Source organism: Micromonospora sp. ALFpr18c (genome assembly GCF_008868155.1).
Classification (GTDB): Bacteria; Actinomycetota; Actinomycetes; order Mycobacteriales; family Micromonosporaceae; genus Micromonospora.
On the sequence record NZ_WBKR01000064.1, the window covers coordinates 1 to 14,546 of the forward strand.

Genomic DNA, 14,546 nt, shown 5'->3' on the forward strand with positions numbered 1-14,546 from the left:
CACCCCGCTGACCCCATCCACCCCACTCATCTCACGAATCGCCCAACCCCTGCGGCTCACATGTGCAAAAGTCCGTTTTGTTCCAAATGTGGTTTTAGTGCGGCTCCAGCCGCCGCACGACCGGCGTCCGGAGAGATGCCTTCGCGAAAGGGCACATCGTGACAACCAAACTATTCCGCCGTCCGCGACGCGCGGCCCTGTCCGCACTGGCGGCGATGGCCGCCAGTGGCACAGCCGTCGCCGTGCTGCTCGTCAGCGGCACCGGAGCGAGCGCTGCCGAGGCACCGGTGGGCCTGGGAACGGCGGCGGACTTCTCCGTACTGGCCGGCTCCACCGTCACCAACACCGGGCCGAGCTTCCTCGCACAGAGCCTCGGCGTCAGCCCCGGCAACACCGCGCCCGGCTTTCCGCCCGGAATCGTCGCCGGCGAGATCCACCTCGCTGACGCCGTCGCACTGCAGGCCAAGAACGACCTGACCACCGCGTACAACGACGCGGCCGGCCGGACCCCGTTCACCAACCTGCCCGCGGAGCTGGGCGGCTCCACGCTGACCCCCGGGGTCTACCGGCTCGGCGCCGCGCAGCTGACCGGAACCCTGACGCTCAACAGCCAGGGCGACCCGGCGGCGGTGTTCATCTTCCAGATCGAGTCCACCCTCATCACCGCGTCCAACAGCAGCGTCGTCTTCATCAACGGCGCCACGCCCTGCAACGTCTACTGGCAGGTCGGCAGCTCGGCCACGGTCGGCACCGGCACCCGGTTCATGGGCAACATCCTGGCCCAGACCTCGATCACCATGAACACCGGCGCCACCCTCCAGGGCCGCGCCCTGGCACAGACCGGCGCGGTCACCCTCGACACCAACACCATCAACGCCCCCGTCTGCCTCCAACCGACCGGAACGCCCACCCAGCCCACCGGCACGCCCACGGGCACACCGACCGGCACACCGACCAGCACGCCCACGGGCACACCGACCGGACAGCCCACGGGCACACCAACCGGACAGCCCACGGCCACACCGACCGGGCAGCCCACGGCCCGGCCCACCCGCACCGCGCTGCCCGTCACCGGTGGCAGCGGCGGTGGCACCCTGCTGCCCGTCCTCACCGGGATCGGCAGCGTCGCCGTCGCCGCCGGCGCGGCCCTGCTGCTGCTCTACCGACGCCGGACCTCCGAGTCCTGACCGGTAGACCCCGGCGGCCGGTGACCAACCGGCCGCCGGGGCACCACCGTCAAGACCCGCCCTCAACCGCCCGGAGCACCCGCTGGCGGCGCCTGCACCATCGCGGCGATGAGGGCGGCCACCGGTACGGTGGCGAAACCGACCCGGGTGTCGCTCGCCCCGTACGGCAGCCACAGCTCGCCATCGTGGACGAGCCCTCCGCAGGAGTAGACGACGTTGGGCACGTACCCGTCCCGGTCGTTCTCGTCCGGTGACAGCAGCACACCGGGCAGGTGCCCGATGACGTGATCCGGCCGGTGCAGGTCGAGCAGGAGCGCACCGATCGCGTACCGGCGCATCGGCCCGACACCGTGGGTGAGCACGAGCCAGCCGGCGTCGGTCTCGATGGGCGATCCGCAGTTGCCGACCTGGATCAGCTCCCAGCTGTCCCGAGGCGCGTGCAGGGGGACGGGACGGCGCCAGCGGTTCTCGACGTTGAGGACGGTCAGGCCGATGGTCTCGCCGTCGGCGCGGCACAGCGCCAGGTGCCGGCCGCCGACAGTACGGGGAAAGAGCGCGATCCCCTTGTTGAGGGCACCCGGACCACGCATCGGTGTCATCTCGAAACGGCACAGGTCGGTGCTGACCAGCGCCCGGGTGGCGATGCTCCGACCGTCGAAGGCGGTGTAGGTGGCCCGGTACGTCGGCCCCGAGTCGTCGACGAACCTGACGAACCGGGCGTCCTCCATGCCGTTGCTCTCCGCCGGGATCGCCGGCCAGAGCACCCGCTCGTGCAAGGCGGTGTGCGCCGGAAAGGCCGTGGCGTAGCTGCCAGCGTTGGTACGCCGCAACTGATCGAGGGTGTCCATGCCGGTGCTGCGGGACAGCAGGTCCGGTGGCACGCCGCCGAGCACCCGCTCGAACATGGCGTCGTCGTACCGCTCGGGCAGGGCATCCAGCACGGTGGCGGTGACCTCGTTGTCCCAGTCCTCCTCGGCCAGGCCGGCGGCGAGCAGATCCCAGCGGTGCCGTACGCCCATCCGCCGCCCGACGGTCAGCGGGCCGGGCCGGCCGGCGACGGTGAGGCGGTGCCCGGGGCCGAGCACCGCGGTGGCGAACCCGATGGACGACAGGTGCCCCTCACCGATCTGGCGCAGACTGACCGCGACCCGCAGTTGCCCGTCGACCAGACCGGTCTGGTCGGGGTGGGCCACCATCGACGGGTTGCACAGGGCGGCGGACTCGACGGCGTACTCGTGGCTGAAGTACGCGCCGACCAGGAGCCGGCTCGTGGGTGAGAGGTCCCGGGCACCGGACGCGCGGTGCCGGACGAGGTCGTAGTGGTGCTGGAACGTGCCGGCGAGGTCGCGGTGCCGCGCACCGAAGCGGTCGAACGTGTCCCGTAGCAGCCGGCCGGTCTCCTCGTCGTCGAGGTGCGCCACCCGGTCGATGAGCGCCCGCGCACGGCTGCGGACCACCGCGGCGTCCTCACCCGGGACGAAGAGCTTGACGATGACCCGGCGCGCGTCCGGGGTGAGGGTGACGTCACGTCGAACGGCCTGGACTCCGGTCACGCCCACCGCCGCACGTGTTGCAGGGTGGAGATGAGCGCGAGCGTGGATTCGGCGCCCTGGTTGAGGTTCGGTCCGTGGGCGGTCAGCCCGTCGTACCCGCCGCCGGTCGCCGGATCCCACATCGGGGTGCCGACGTCGTTGTCGCCGAGGAACCACCCGACCGCCTGCCGTATCCCGGTCTCCCACTCGGGGTCGCCGCTGACCGTGGCCGCCGTGGCGCAGGCGTCGGCGAGCGCGGCCACCTCGATCGGCTGCTGGTCGTGGTGCAGCCGTACCGCCCCGTGCCGCCACCCTGCGGCCGGCACGACCGACAGCCTCCCGTCGCGCAGTTGAACGCCGCGCAGCCAGGTCAGCATCCGCAGACCGTCGTCGAGGGGTGGGCCGCCGTGCCGCAGCTGGCTGGCGGCGATGACGACCTCGGCGAGGGCCGGGTTGGCGTACGTCAGCTGCGGTCGCGGCCAGGGCCAGCGCGGGTCGTCGCCGGCCGGGCCGACGGCGCTCGCCGCGTCCGCCAGCAGAGCGGCCGCGGTGACGTGGCCCGGGTGGCGGCGCAGCACCTCGGCCGCGCCGAGCCCGGCGAAGACCATCGCGTGCGGTGCCGGGGAGCGCCGGGTGGCACCCCGGCTGAAGGCGACCAGCGCCTCCTCCCGCACCCAGGGGGCGGTGCTGCGCGCGACGGCGGTACCGAGCCCCCACAGCGCCCGACCCCACCAGTCGCCGAGCCCCGGGTCGTCGGTCCAGCGCCGGTCGTACCCCAGCCGGTTGTGGAAGGCGCCCCCGGCGTCCTGCGCGTGGGTCAGGAACGCGAGGTAGCACTCCGCGAGCCGGAGCACCTCGTCGGTGGGCTCCGGCTCGCGGCTGACCACGACCAGCCCACGGGCCACGTCGTCGGTGCAGTAGCCGTGCTCGCGGCGGACGATGGCGTGCCGGGCGTGCTCGTACAGGCCGGTGTCGTCGGTCATCCGGACCAGGTGCGCGAAGCTCGGCGCGGGCGCCGTCATCCAGCGCCGGGCGGCCTGTCGGCCGGCGGTCGTGGTCACACCGACGCCGCGCTGATCGCGGGCGGGCGGACCTCGATGAGCTGGTCGGCGAGGACGCCGTAGCGGGCCGCCACCGCCGGCCAGCGCAGGTGCGCCGCGAGTGGCCGCACGCGGCCGGCCAGCCGCGCGGTCAGGCCCGGCTCGGTGAGGACCCGCCGGATCGCCGCGGCCAACGCCGCCGGGTTCTGATGGGGTACGACCAGACCCGGTCCGCCGGTGAGCAGCTCGACGGCGTGCGGGAACGCCGTGGCCACGACGGGCACCCCGGCCGCCACCGCCTCGATGAGCACGCCGGAGGTGACCTGTTCACGGGAGTCGTAGGGCAGCACGACCACGTCGGCGGAGCGGATCAGCCGCCCGAGAGTCCCCTGGTCGTGGTAGACGTCCTGGTAGTCCACGGCATGCGCCACGCCCAGCTGGGCACCGAGCTGGTGCAGCCCCGCCCGGTACGTCTCACCGTGGCGTTCGATCACCTTCGGGTGGGTCCGGCCCGCCACGGTGTAGGTGGGTGTCGGCTCCAGGTCCTGCAACCGCGCGAGCGCCCGCAACGACCACTCGACGCCCTTGCCGGGGCCGAGCAGCCCCCAGGTCAGCAGGTGCGGTCGGGCACGTCGGTCGACGGGCACTCCGGAGAGTTCGGCGGCGCCGTGCGGGATCACCGTCACCTTGGCCGGTGGCACGGCGTAGCCGACGAGCAGCCGGTCGCGGGCGGTGTCGGTCATCGTGACGACCGCGCCGGCGGTGGCGACGATGCGCTCCAGCAGGGACTTCTGCCGGGCCGAGGGCTGACGGAGCACGGTGTGCAGCACCACGATGCTCGGCACGGTGAGCCGACGCAGCAACGGCAGGATGTCCTCGCCGTCGTTGCCGGGGTAGATGCCGTACTCGTGCTGGACGATCGCCACGTCGAAGGTGTTCAGGACGGCCGCGGCGTCCCGCCAACCGGCCGGGGTACGCGCCGACCAGGTGTGCACGACCCCCGGCACCGGTCGCTGGTCGTCGCCGTGGTCGGTGACCCGGACGATGCCACCGCGCGTGCCGTCGGCCGTGAGCTGGGTGGCGAGGGCGGAGTTGAAGGTGGCCAGTCCACACCGGGTCGGTGGATGAGTGCTGAGGAATCCGTAGCTGGGCATCGACGTCGGGCCTTCCGGTTGTCGGCCGCCACCGGAGTACGGGGCGGCCTCACGCGGTGACGGCGCACGCCGGCCAGCGTGTGTGGCCGGCACAGCGGGTTGGTTCAGCCGTGGACGAGCTGCTCGTAGACGGCGAGGTAGTCGGTGACCATCCGGTCGGCGCTGAAGCGCTGTCGCGCCCGTGCCCGGCATCCGGCCCGGTCGAGGGTGGCGACCCGGGTCACCGCGTCGACGGCCTGGTCGACGGTGTGCACGAGGAATCCCGTCACCCCGTCGTCGACGACCTCCGGCATCGATCCCCGCGCGTACGCGACGACCGGCGTGCCGCAGACCATCGACTCCACCACCGACAGGCCGAACGGTTCGTCGAAGGCGATCGGGTGCAGCAGCGCCGCGCTCGCACCCAGCACCTCCGCCCGGCGTCGCGGACCGACCGAGCCGAGGAAGACGACCTGGTCGCCGTCGATGTGGGGGGCGACCTGCTCCGCGAAGTACCGCTCGTCCTGGACGATGCCGCAGATGGTCAGGGGGCGACCGGCGCGGCGGGCGATCTCGATGGCGGTGTGGGTGCCCTTGTCGGGGTGGATCCGGCCGAACGCGGCCAGCCCGGGGCCGGCGTCGCTGCTGAACGGCAGCCCGCTCACGTCGACGCCGTGGTGCACGGTGGCGACGTAGTCGAGGTCCGGAGCCCGGTCCGCGTCCGAGATCGACACGTAGGACGAGCGGGCCCGGGTGTACGCGGGCAGGATCCCCGCGCCGGAGAAGCCGTGCACGGTGGTGAGCAGCGGAGCGTCACAGTGGTCCGCGAAGGCCAGCGGCAGCCAGTCGAGGTGGCTGTGCAGCAGGTCGAACTGCGCCGAGCGGGCCAGCGCGTGGGAGACGTGCATCGCCTCCCACACCCGGCCGTCCATGTCCGGGTCGTCCGCGTACCCCCGGGGGCTGACGCCGTCGAGCTGTGCGGAGGTGGCGGAGTCCAGGGTCGCGAAGAGGGTCACGTCCACGCCACGACTGACCAGCCCTTCCGCGAGCAGGCCGGTGACCTGCTCCCACGGGCCGTAGTGGTGCGGGGGCGTACGCCAGGCGATCGGGCCGAGAAGCGCAACCCTCACGGGGATGGCGCGTCGGCGAGGTCGGCCGGGTCGAGGTGCAGGGTGGCGAGCAGCCCGGAGTGCTTGGCCGGGTCGACCCGCTCCGGCAGCTCCCGCTCGACCCAGTCGGCCCGCGCCTGCTGGCCCCGGTCGCGAAGTGCGCTGACGATCCTGTTTCGGGCGATTCTCATCTGGTGCTCCCCCTGGTTGGCCGTGCGGTCGTGCGCGCGTACGGCGATCACGAACTGTGCGATGACCGGTGCATCTCACGGCGGGGACGTGGTCGGCGACGAACCAGCACGACAACACGTCACGGCGATGGGGATGGCGATCGGTTACGCCCCGAACGGGCTGGTGGCGACGGCATCTGCGGCCACCGGAGGCCCCGGGCGACATGTTCACCGTACGCCCTCCCGGTGCGGGCCGCACGGGCCGGCGACCCGACCGACCCAGATCGGCCAGCAATGTCGCCCCGATCGAGGATGCCGTCGAGACAGCCGGAGCTCAGGGCTCCAGCACGACCTTGCCCGCCCGGCTGCGGGTCTCGGCGAACACCATCGCGGCGGACACCTCGGTGAGCGGGTAGCGGGCGGCGATCTGCGGCACGATCACTCCCTGTCGCAGCAGGTCGAGCACGGTGCGGAGGTCGGTACGCAGGCGACGTCGGAACGCCGTCGGGCGGGTCAGGCGGCCGGCCCAGAAGTTGTAGAACCCGGCCCGGTGCCCGTTCGGCAACGCGTTCCAGGTGTAGAGGCGGGCCAGCAGCTTCACGAAGACCCAGACGATCGATGTGGCGGAGCCCAGTGCGGAGGCGTTGCCGTAGACGACCAGTTTGCCGCCGGGGGCGAGCAGGTCGTACGAGGTGCGGACGCCGGGGCCGGCGACCGGGTCGAAGACGGCGTCGACGCCACCCGGCGACAGCTCGCGGACGCGCACGGCCAGGTCCGGGTCGCGGTAGTCCAGCGGTTCGACGCCGAGTTCGCGCAGCGCATCGTGATGCTTCGCGGCGGCGGTGCCGATGACCCGCAGACCGAGGTGGCGTCCGAGCTGGACGAGCACCGTCCCGACGCCGCCGTTGGCGCCGTGCACGAGGATGGCCTGCCCGGCCCGCAGGTCGGCGCCGCGCAGCAGCTGCCAGGCGGTCACACCGTTCACCACGACGGTCTCGGCTTCGGCAGGGTCCAGATCCGCGGGTACGGGGGTCAGGTCGTCGACGTCGACCACCAGGTGGGAGGCCCAGGCGCCGGTCTTGGTGACCGCCGCGACCCGGGTGCCGATCAGCGAGTCGTCCCCGTCGGGCCCCACCGAACGGACCGTGCCGACCAGGTCGTAGCCGGGCACGAACGGGAACTTCGGCTGGCCGGGGTAGAGGTTACGGCGCATCGACTGCTCGGCGTACGAAATGCCGGTGGCCTCGACCTCGACGAGCGCCTGCCGCCGGTCGGGGACGGGCATCGCGCGTCGGTGGAGTTGGAGCCCGTCGGGCTCCACCACGCCGGGCAGCACCACTTCGGTGATCATCGGGTCGGTCGCCATCAAGTACTCCTTTGTTTGTAAGTGTGCACTCACACACTTCGCAGGTCGAAGAAATGGGCCGCTTCCGCGGCCCGGTTCGGGAGTCGGGTCAGGGGTGACGGATGCCGGCGGTCAGCGCCCGAGCCCACGGCTCAGGGACCTGCTCCAGGCCCGCGGTGACGATGAGATGACAGAGCTGGCCGTACGCGAAGAACTGCTGGACCTGCGCGTCGCTGGCACCGGCCCGCCCCTGCACGAGGGTCGCCACCCGCCGGTAGCCGGCCCGCACCACCTCGGCGATCTCGGGGATGTCCGTTACGGCCTGCGCCTGCACCTGGAAGAGCAGGAGATCACGGTCGGCGATCAGCTCCGCGTAGGCACCGCCCATCGCGTCGAGAACCTCCTCCGGGCTGGTGCCGCCGACCCGGTCCGCTCCGACCTCGATCGCCTCGGCGATCCGTGCGAAGCACGCCTCGGCGGCCGCCACGAACAACCCGAGCTTGCCGGAGAAGAGCCGGAACACGTACGCCTCGGAGATGCCGGCGGCGGCCGCCACGGCGGTGACCGGAGTGGCGTGGAAGCCGGTGCGCGCGAACGCCGACACGGCGGCGTTCAGGACGGTGACCCGGCGGGCCTCGGCGGTCGATCGCATGTTTGTAAGTGTGCACTCACAAACTAATGCCGTCAAGCCCGGTCAGGGCGCGATGCGCAGCACCACCGTGCCCCGCCGAGCGCAGCATGATCCTTGTCGACCGCAACACCGGCGTGGAGGCCGACCGGGCTGTCGTCCGGCGAACTGGCGGCGATCGACCCGAGCAGGGCCAGCGAACGCGCCGACTCCGAACCGGGCTCGGCGTGGTAGATCACCAGGAGCTGGCCGTCGGCGCCGGCGACCGCGAGCTTGTCGCAGTACAGGTCGAGGTCACCCACCTGCCGCTCACGACCCTGTTCCAGCCGCAGGTAGTGGTCGGCGCTGATGCCGGCCAGCATCGCCACCTCCTCCCGGCGCAGGCCGGGCACCCGGCGCAGCCCCACGCCCGGGCCGAGCCCGACGTCCTCGGGCCGGACCTACTCCCGGCGTGCCCGCAGGAAGTCGCCGAGCGGATTGGTCGCGTCCATGCCCTCGACGGTATGCCGCCCCCTCGGGCGGTGACTGGCCGTGTCACTACCAGGAACATCTCGCCCTGCCGGGCGGCCGGTTGTCGGTGCACAGTCGTACACGTATCCACTCCGAACACGGACAGAGGACGACATGAGCGAGAACCTTCCCGGCGGTGCCCTGACCCTGGCCGACGGCCTCACCCTGAGCCGGATGGGCTACGGGGCGATGCAGTTGGCCGGCCCCGGCGTCTACGGCCCACCCCGCGACCGCGAGCAGGCCCTGGCCGTGCTCCGCGAGGCGGTCGACCTGGGGGTCCGACACATCGACACCAGCGACTTCTACGGGCCCGTGGTGGTCAACGAGCTGATCCGCGAGGCACTGCACCCGTACCCCGAGGATCTGCACCTGGTCACGAAGGTCGGCGCGCGCCGCGGCGCCGACCGCTCCTGGATCCCGTCTCTCGAGCCGGACGCCCTCAAGGCCCAGGTCCGGGACAACCTGGACCACCTCGGCCTGGATGCCCTCGACGTGGTCAACCTGCGGGTCGGCGTGGCGGAGGGCACCGGCGACGCGCCGCTCGGGGAGCAGTTCGCCGCCCTGGCGGAGCTGCGGCAGGAGGGTCTGATCCGGCACCTCGGGCTCAGCAACGTCACGCTCAACCAGCTCACCGAGGCGCAGGCCATCGCGCCCGTGGTGACGGTGCAGAACCTCTACAACGTCGCCAACCGGCAGGACGACGCCCTGGTCGACCGGTGCGCGGCGGAGAACATCGCGTTCGCCGCGTTCTTCCCGCTCGGCGGGTTCACGCCGCTGCAGTCCGACACGCTCAACGACGTGGCCGCCCGGGTGGGTGCCACGCCGCAGCAGGTCGCCCTCGCCTGGCTGCTCCAGCGCTCCCCCACCACCGTGCTGATCCCCGGCACGTCGAGCCTGGCGCACCTGCGGGAGAACATGGCCGCCGCCGACCTGAAGCTGCCGGCCGACGCGATCGAGGAGCTGGACACCATCGGCGTCGCCTAGCGCTGGCGGGGCCGGGCTCGGTGCTGGCGTTGCTGGCGCGGCCGGGCTCAGTTGTGGTGCGGGCGGTTGCGGATGAGGGTGAGCGCGAGGACGGCGGTGACCAGGAAGACGATGCCGGTGATCCGCAGACCGGCCTGGACTCCGGTGGTCATCGCCTCCGCGAGTGCCGACCGGACCGGGTCGGGCAGCGGCTGGTCGCCGGTGGCGCCGGCGGCCACCGCCGCCCGCACGGCCGATCGGGTGGGTTCTTGCACCTGGTGTGCGGCGAGGCGGTCCGGCAGGTTGGCCAGCATCGTGGTGGTGAGCAGCGCGCCCAGCAGGGACGAGCCGAGCACCGAGCCGACCTGCCGGGCCGCGTTGACCGCACCGGAGGCCATGCCGGCCTGGGCGGGCGCGACGCTGGCCAACGCCGCCGCCGTCGCCGGGGCCACCACCAGACCGCTGGCGGCACCGAACAGAGCGAACAGCGCCCAACGGTGATCGAATGTCGTGGTCGCCCCCTGTGCCGCGAGCCCGAAGGTGGCCACCGCGCCGAGGGCCAGGCCGAGGGTGAGCGGTGCCTTGAAGCCGGTGCGCCGGATCGTCCGCCCGGCGGCGAAGGCCACGAGCACGTACACGCCGAAGAGCACCAGCATTCGCCAGCCGGTGTCCAGCGGGGTGAGGGCCTGGGCACGTTCGTGGAACAGGACGAGCAGGATCGCCACACCGGTGAAGCCGAACAGCGACACCGCGGCGACGACCATGACGGCGCTGAACGACGCCGACCGGAACAGCCGTACGTCGAGCATCGGCGCGGTGGCGCGCAACTCGACCAGCACGAACGCGACCAGCGCGGCGGCCGAGACGATCCAGGCGGTGGCCACGACTGGGCTGGTGTAGCCGTCGCGTCCACCCTGGATCATGGCGTAGACGGAGGCGGCGATGGCGAGGGTGCCGAGCAGCAGGCCGAGGAGGTCGAGTCGGCCCGCGCTCTGCCGGGACTCGGCCACCCCGATCGCGGCGACGACGAGGGTCACCACACCCAGCACGATCGTCGACAGGTAGACGCTGTGCCACTGGTGGTCCCGCAGCAGCGTACCGGCGATGAGCGGCCCGATCGCGAGCCCGATCCCGGAGGCGGCCGACCAGGCGGTGATGACCTCGGTACGGCGGTGCGGGTCGGTGAACGTCGCGCCGAGGATCGCCAGGCTGTTCGGCAGGATCAGGGCCCCGCCGAGTCCGGCGATCAACTGCCCGACGATCACCCAGGCGACGGTGGGCGCGCTGGCCACGACGGCACCGCCAACGATCATCGCGACGACACCCGCGCCGAACATGCGCCTGCGCCCGTAGCGGTTGCCCAGGGTGGCTGCGGACAACACCAGGCTCGCCACGACCAGGGTGTAGGCGCTGGGGATCCAGATCACGGTGGTCGGGTCGACCCGCAGGTCGCGCTGGATGGTGGTCAGGGCGGAGACCGTCGCGGTGATCTGCAGGAACGTGATCATCGCGCCCAGGCACATGGCGACCAGGGTCATCGGGCGGGAGCCACGGACGGATGAGCGGGCGGTGACGGCCGGTCCGGATCCGGACGGGGCCGTGATGCCAGTGGTCACGAGGTGTCCTCGGGTCGATGGAGGCTGGCTTTTATCTTGGCAACTCAGCAGCTCCCCAGTGAAGCACGCTGGCTAACTCCAACGCAAGTCAGGTAGGCTGGGTGGCATGGAGGACCTACGGGACGACCGCGACTCCTGGTCGATGGCGAACTGCTCGGTCGCACGGGCGATGGACATCGTGGGCAGCCGGTCGACGATCCTGATCATGCGCGAGGCGCTGCTCGGCACCCGACGCTTCGACGACTTCGTCCGCCGGGTCGGGGTCGGCGAACCCGCCATGGCGGCCCGACTCAAGGAAATGGTCGCCGCCGGCCTGCTCGAACGGATCCCGTACCGGGAGCCCGGGCAGCGCACCCGCCACGAGTACCAACTCACCCGCAAGGGCCGCGAACTACTCCCCGTCATCACGGCGCTGCGCAACTGGGGCGACACCTGGAGCGCCGACGAGGCCGGCCCCGGCATCCTCGCCACCCACCACAACTGCGGCGAGCCCGTCCGTGCCGTGATCCGCTGCGCGGCCGGACACGACGTCGAGAGCGGCGACATCGACATCACCGCCGGCCCGGGCCTGATCCGCCGCGACTGACGCCACACCGCCAGGTCAATCACTGACGCTGGCGTCCGGACGACGGTGCCTACGCGACCGCGCGGTCCCGATGAGGGCGCTGCCGTGACCAGGCGGTGGTGGAGGCCGTACGGCGTGCCCGAGCGGCGGGCAGCACCGTCAGCCTGGACGTCAACCACCACAACCGCCTCTGGTCGGTCAGCGACGCCGCCGCCGCACTGCGACCGCTGCTGCCCTCGATCGACCTGGTCGTCGCCTCCGACGACGAACTCGCCGTGCTGACCGACGCGACCGACCCCTCGCGGCACTGCGCGAAGCCGGCGTCACCGATGTCGTCGTGAAGCACGGTGCCGACGGAGCGACCAGCCACAGCGCGACCGGCACGGTGCACCGGCCGGCCCGGACGGTGCCGGTGGTCGACACCGTCGGCGCCGGCGACGCCTTCGTAGCCGGGCTGCTCTCCGGCTGGCTGGACGGCCTCGACGCGCCGGCCCGGCTGGACCGGGCCGTCACCACCGGCGCGTTCGCGGTCGCCACCAGGGGTGACTGGGAGGGCCTGCCGGACCGGAGCGAGCTGACGCTGCTCGACCACGGGCCTGGCGGTACGGTCCGCTGACCGGCGCGGCGGCCGACGCCGCCGTCGGAGATCGTTGGAGGAGCGCGATGGAGCTGACCGTCTGGAGCACCGACCGGTTGGAGCTGGGCGAGGGACTGCGCTGGGTCGACGGCCGGCTGGTCCTCGTCGACCTGCTGGCCGGCCGGCTGCTGGAGACCGGCGGCGACACCCCCGGCCCGCTGCGGGAGCTACGCCGCCTCGACGTTCCGCTCGGCGCCGTCGCCCCGGTGACCGACCGGCCCGGCGACTGGCTGGCCGCCGCCGGGACCGGCGTCACCCTGCTGCCCGCCGCCGGCGACCCCCGACCGGTCGCCGACCTGGTCGGCGACGCGCCCGAGCCGACCCGCATGAACGACGCCGTCGCCGACCCGCACGGCCGCTTCTGGGCCGGCAGCATGACGTACGCCGGAGTGCCCGGCGGCGGCACGCTGTACCGGCTGACCCCGGGCGCGGCACCGGTACCCGCGGTCACCGGCATGACCATCCCGAACGGCCCGGCGTTCGACGCCGCCGGCACCACGATGTACCTGGCCGACTCGCCGAGAGGCGAGGTCGACCGGTTCACCGTCAACCCGCGCACCGGTGACCTGCGCGGGCGGGAGCCGTTCCTGCGGCTGGCCCCCGCCGACGGCGGCCCGGACGGCATGACGGTCGACGCGGCGGGCCACCTCTGGGTCGCCCTCTGGGGCGGCTCGGCGGTCCGCCGTTACCGGCCGGACGGCACCCTCGACCGGGAGATCCGACTACCGGCAGCCCAGCCGGCCGGCATCTGCCTCGGCGGCTCCGACCTGCGCCGACTCTTCATCGGCACCGCCCGCCTGGGGCTGACGTCGGCCGGTCCGGCGGACGGCGCACTGCTCGCCGTGGACGTCGAGGTCCCCGGCCTGCCCACCCCGTCCGCCACCGCACCCGAGGCCAGCTGACCGTCCCGGCCAACGCGTCAGGCGTACCGGACGCCGGGGCGGGAATAGCGGCACGACGGCAACCGGCAGAGGGGCGAGACGATGAGCACCGTGGGGCGGGCGTCATGAACGGGCCGGTCGGCGACGAGCCGGTCGGGGAGCTGGAGCTGGTGCACACGTTCACCGGCCCGATGCCGACCGGGGTGAGCGTCTCGCACCAGGGCCGGATCTTCATCAACTTCCCGAGGTGGGGCGACGACGTGCCGGCCACCGTCGTCGAACTGCGCGACGGCCGCGAGGTGCCCTACCCCGACCAGGCGTGGAACGAACCGTCCGGCGACGACGACGCGGGGGCGTTCGTCTCGGTGCAGAGCATCGTGGTGGACCCGGCGGACCGGCTCTGGGTGGTGGACACCGGCAGCCCGAAGTTCCAGCCGACGAAGCCGGGTGGGCCAAAGCTGGTCCGGATCGACCTGGACACCGACACGGTCGCCCAGGTGATCACCTTCCCGAGGGACGTGGCACCCGCGTCGACGTACATCAACGACGTCCGCTTCGACCTGCGGCGGGGCGAGTCGGGGGTCGCGTACCTCACCGACTCGACGGACTCCGGGCCGAACGGGATCATCGTGGTGGACCTGGCCAGCGGAGCCTCCTGGCGGCGGCTGCACGACCACCCGTCCACCAAGGCGGAGCCGTTGAAGAACTACCGCCCGTTCGTCGAGGGCCGGCCACTCCTGTCCCGACCGCCGGACGGGCCGCCGAAGCCGCTGGCAATGGGCTCCGACGGCATCGCCATCTCGGCCGACGGCAGCCGGCTGTACTACTCCCCACTGATTTCCCGACGCCTGCACAGCGTGTCCGCCGAGGCGCTGGCCGACCCGTCGGTCACGCAGGAGGCGGTGGCGGCGACGGTCGTCGACGAGGGGGACAAGGCCACCGGGTCGGACGGGTTGGAGTCCGACGACGCGGGGCGCCTCTACCTCACCTCGTACGAGCACAACGCGGTGCTGCGGCGGCTGCCGAACGGCGAGTACGAGACCCTCGTCCACGACCCTCGGTTGCTCTGGCCGGACACCATGTCGGTGGCCACCGACGGGTACCTCTACGTCACCGCCAACCAACTGCACCGGCAGGCGCAGTACCAGGGTGGCAAGGATCTGCGGCGTAAGCCGTACGGGCTGTTCCGCACCCGCATCGACGCCGGCCCGGTGCTCCTGCGCCGCTGAC

At 72.5% G+C, this 14,546-nt stretch carries 16 protein-coding genes and 1 pseudogene; 7 read left to right on the plus strand and 10 right to left on the minus strand.

From position 1 onward, the window contains the following. Positions 1 to 158: 158 nt before the first annotated feature. Entirely contained in the window at positions 159 to 1,187 is a 1,029-nt protein-coding gene (locus F8271_RS13995) for an ice-binding family protein (RefSeq protein ID WP_225854515.1), read from the plus strand. A 62-nt stretch (positions 1,188 to 1,249) separates the two neighbouring features. Here the strand turns inward: F8271_RS13995 and F8271_RS14000 are convergent, their stop codons facing one another. From F8271_RS14000 to F8271_RS34180, 9 genes and pseudogenes are all read right to left on the minus strand, one after another. Next, complete coding sequence (locus F8271_RS14000) at positions 1,250 to 2,740, minus strand: glycoside hydrolase family 130 protein (protein ID WP_151490141.1); 1,491 nt, start codon at positions 2,738 to 2,740, stop codon at positions 1,250 to 1,252. Next, positions 2,737 to 3,780: a glycosyltransferase gene (locus F8271_RS14005; RefSeq protein ID WP_370461903.1), complete on the minus strand. Its 1,044-nt coding sequence runs from the start codon at positions 3,778 to 3,780 to the stop codon at positions 2,737 to 2,739. The genes F8271_RS14000 and F8271_RS14005 overlap by 4 nt, the downstream gene beginning before the upstream one ends. After that, the gene (locus F8271_RS14010; protein WP_151490143.1) at positions 3,777 to 4,913 is read right to left on the minus strand and encodes a glycosyltransferase; all 1,137 of its coding nucleotides are present in this window, start codon (positions 4,911 to 4,913) and stop codon (positions 3,777 to 3,779) included. The genes F8271_RS14005 and F8271_RS14010 overlap by 4 nt, the downstream gene beginning before the upstream one ends. A gap of 104 nt (positions 4,914 to 5,017) precedes the next feature. Next, the gene (locus F8271_RS14015; protein WP_151490145.1) at positions 5,018 to 6,022 is read right to left on the minus strand and encodes a glycosyltransferase family 4 protein; all 1,005 of its coding nucleotides are present in this window, start codon (positions 6,020 to 6,022) and stop codon (positions 5,018 to 5,020) included. After that, positions 6,019 to 6,192, minus strand: a complete 174-nt coding sequence (locus F8271_RS32390; protein ID WP_167627081.1) for a hypothetical protein — start codon at positions 6,190 to 6,192, stop codon at positions 6,019 to 6,021. Before F8271_RS32390 ends, F8271_RS14015 begins: the two co-directional genes overlap by 4 nt. Positions 6,193 to 6,505: 313 nt before the next feature. Beyond that, the gene (locus F8271_RS14020; protein ID WP_151490147.1) at positions 6,506 to 7,537 is read right to left on the minus strand and encodes a medium chain dehydrogenase/reductase family protein; all 1,032 of its coding nucleotides are present in this window, start codon (positions 7,535 to 7,537) and stop codon (positions 6,506 to 6,508) included. An 88-nt stretch (positions 7,538 to 7,625) separates the two neighbouring features. Further along, positions 7,626 to 8,168, minus strand: coding sequence for a TetR/AcrR family transcriptional regulator (locus tag F8271_RS14025; RefSeq protein WP_151490149.1), 543 nt, complete (start codon positions 8,166 to 8,168; stop codon positions 7,626 to 7,628). Between the two features lie 32 nt (positions 8,169 to 8,200). Continuing rightward, positions 8,201 to 8,446: a hypothetical protein gene (locus F8271_RS34175; protein WP_370461904.1), complete on the minus strand. Its 246-nt coding sequence runs from the start codon at positions 8,444 to 8,446 to the stop codon at positions 8,201 to 8,203. Beyond that, positions 8,447 to 8,635, minus strand: a pseudogene (locus F8271_RS34180) (helix-turn-helix domain-containing protein); the annotation flags it as partial. Positions 8,636 to 8,768: 133 nt separating this feature from the next. On the opposite strand from F8271_RS34180, the gene F8271_RS14035 reads away from it, so the two are divergent. After that, complete coding sequence (locus tag F8271_RS14035) at positions 8,769 to 9,638, plus strand: oxidoreductase (protein WP_151490151.1); 870 nt, start codon at positions 8,769 to 8,771, stop codon at positions 9,636 to 9,638. Between the two features lie 47 nt (positions 9,639 to 9,685). Here the strand turns inward: F8271_RS14035 and F8271_RS14040 are convergent, their stop codons facing one another. Beyond that, entirely contained in the window at positions 9,686 to 11,233 is a 1,548-nt protein-coding gene (locus F8271_RS14040; protein WP_225854516.1) for an MFS transporter, read from the minus strand. A 106-nt stretch (positions 11,234 to 11,339) separates the two neighbouring features. Here F8271_RS14040 and F8271_RS14045 point away from each other — a divergent pair, with 106 nt between their 5' ends. From F8271_RS14045 to F8271_RS14060, 5 genes are all read left to right on the plus strand, one after another. Then, the gene (locus F8271_RS14045) at positions 11,340 to 11,819 is read left to right on the plus strand and encodes a helix-turn-helix domain-containing protein (RefSeq protein ID WP_151490153.1); all 480 of its coding nucleotides are present in this window, start codon (positions 11,340 to 11,342) and stop codon (positions 11,817 to 11,819) included. 98 nt (positions 11,820 to 11,917) lie between these two features. Further along, on the plus strand, positions 11,918 to 12,139 hold the full coding sequence (locus tag F8271_RS33140; protein WP_225854521.1) for a hypothetical protein: 222 nt from the start codon (positions 11,918 to 11,920) through the stop codon (positions 12,137 to 12,139). Continuing rightward, on the plus strand, positions 12,136 to 12,414 hold the full coding sequence (locus tag F8271_RS33145; protein ID WP_255473693.1) for a carbohydrate kinase family protein: 279 nt from the start codon (positions 12,136 to 12,138) through the stop codon (positions 12,412 to 12,414). Before F8271_RS33140 ends, F8271_RS33145 begins: the two co-directional genes overlap by 4 nt. Before the next feature lie 47 nt (positions 12,415 to 12,461). Continuing rightward, positions 12,462 to 13,337, plus strand: a complete 876-nt coding sequence (locus F8271_RS14055) for an SMP-30/gluconolactonase/LRE family protein (protein ID WP_151490155.1) — start codon at positions 12,462 to 12,464, stop codon at positions 13,335 to 13,337. Positions 13,338 to 13,441: 104 nt separating this feature from the next. Then, positions 13,442 to 14,545, plus strand: coding sequence for an L-dopachrome tautomerase-related protein (locus F8271_RS14060; RefSeq protein ID WP_151490157.1), 1,104 nt, complete (start codon positions 13,442 to 13,444; stop codon positions 14,543 to 14,545). Position 14,546: the final 1 nt, after the last annotated feature.

Coding starts and splice junctions, on each gene's coding strand:
- F8271_RS32390 (WP_167627081.1), bottom strand. CDS start 6,192: ATGAGAATCGCCCGAAACAGGATCGTCAGCGCACTTCGCGACCGGGGC.
- F8271_RS14035 (WP_151490151.1), top strand. CDS start 8,769: ATGAGCGAGAACCTTCCCGGCGGTGCCCTGACCCTGGCCGACGGCCTC.
- F8271_RS14010 (WP_151490143.1), bottom strand. CDS start 4,913: ATGCCCAGCTACGGATTCCTCAGCACTCATCCACCGACCCGGTGTGGA.
- F8271_RS14045 (WP_151490153.1), top strand. CDS start 11,340: ATGGAGGACCTACGGGACGACCGCGACTCCTGGTCGATGGCGAACTGC.
- F8271_RS14020 (WP_151490147.1), bottom strand. CDS start 7,537: ATGGCGACCGACCCGATGATCACCGAAGTGGTGCTGCCCGGCGTGGTG.
- F8271_RS14060 (WP_151490157.1), top strand. CDS start 13,442: ATGAACGGGCCGGTCGGCGACGAGCCGGTCGGGGAGCTGGAGCTGGTG.
- F8271_RS14025 (WP_151490149.1), bottom strand. CDS start 8,168: ATGCGATCGACCGCCGAGGCCCGCCGGGTCACCGTCCTGAACGCCGCC.
- F8271_RS14055 (WP_151490155.1), top strand. CDS start 12,462: ATGGAGCTGACCGTCTGGAGCACCGACCGGTTGGAGCTGGGCGAGGGA.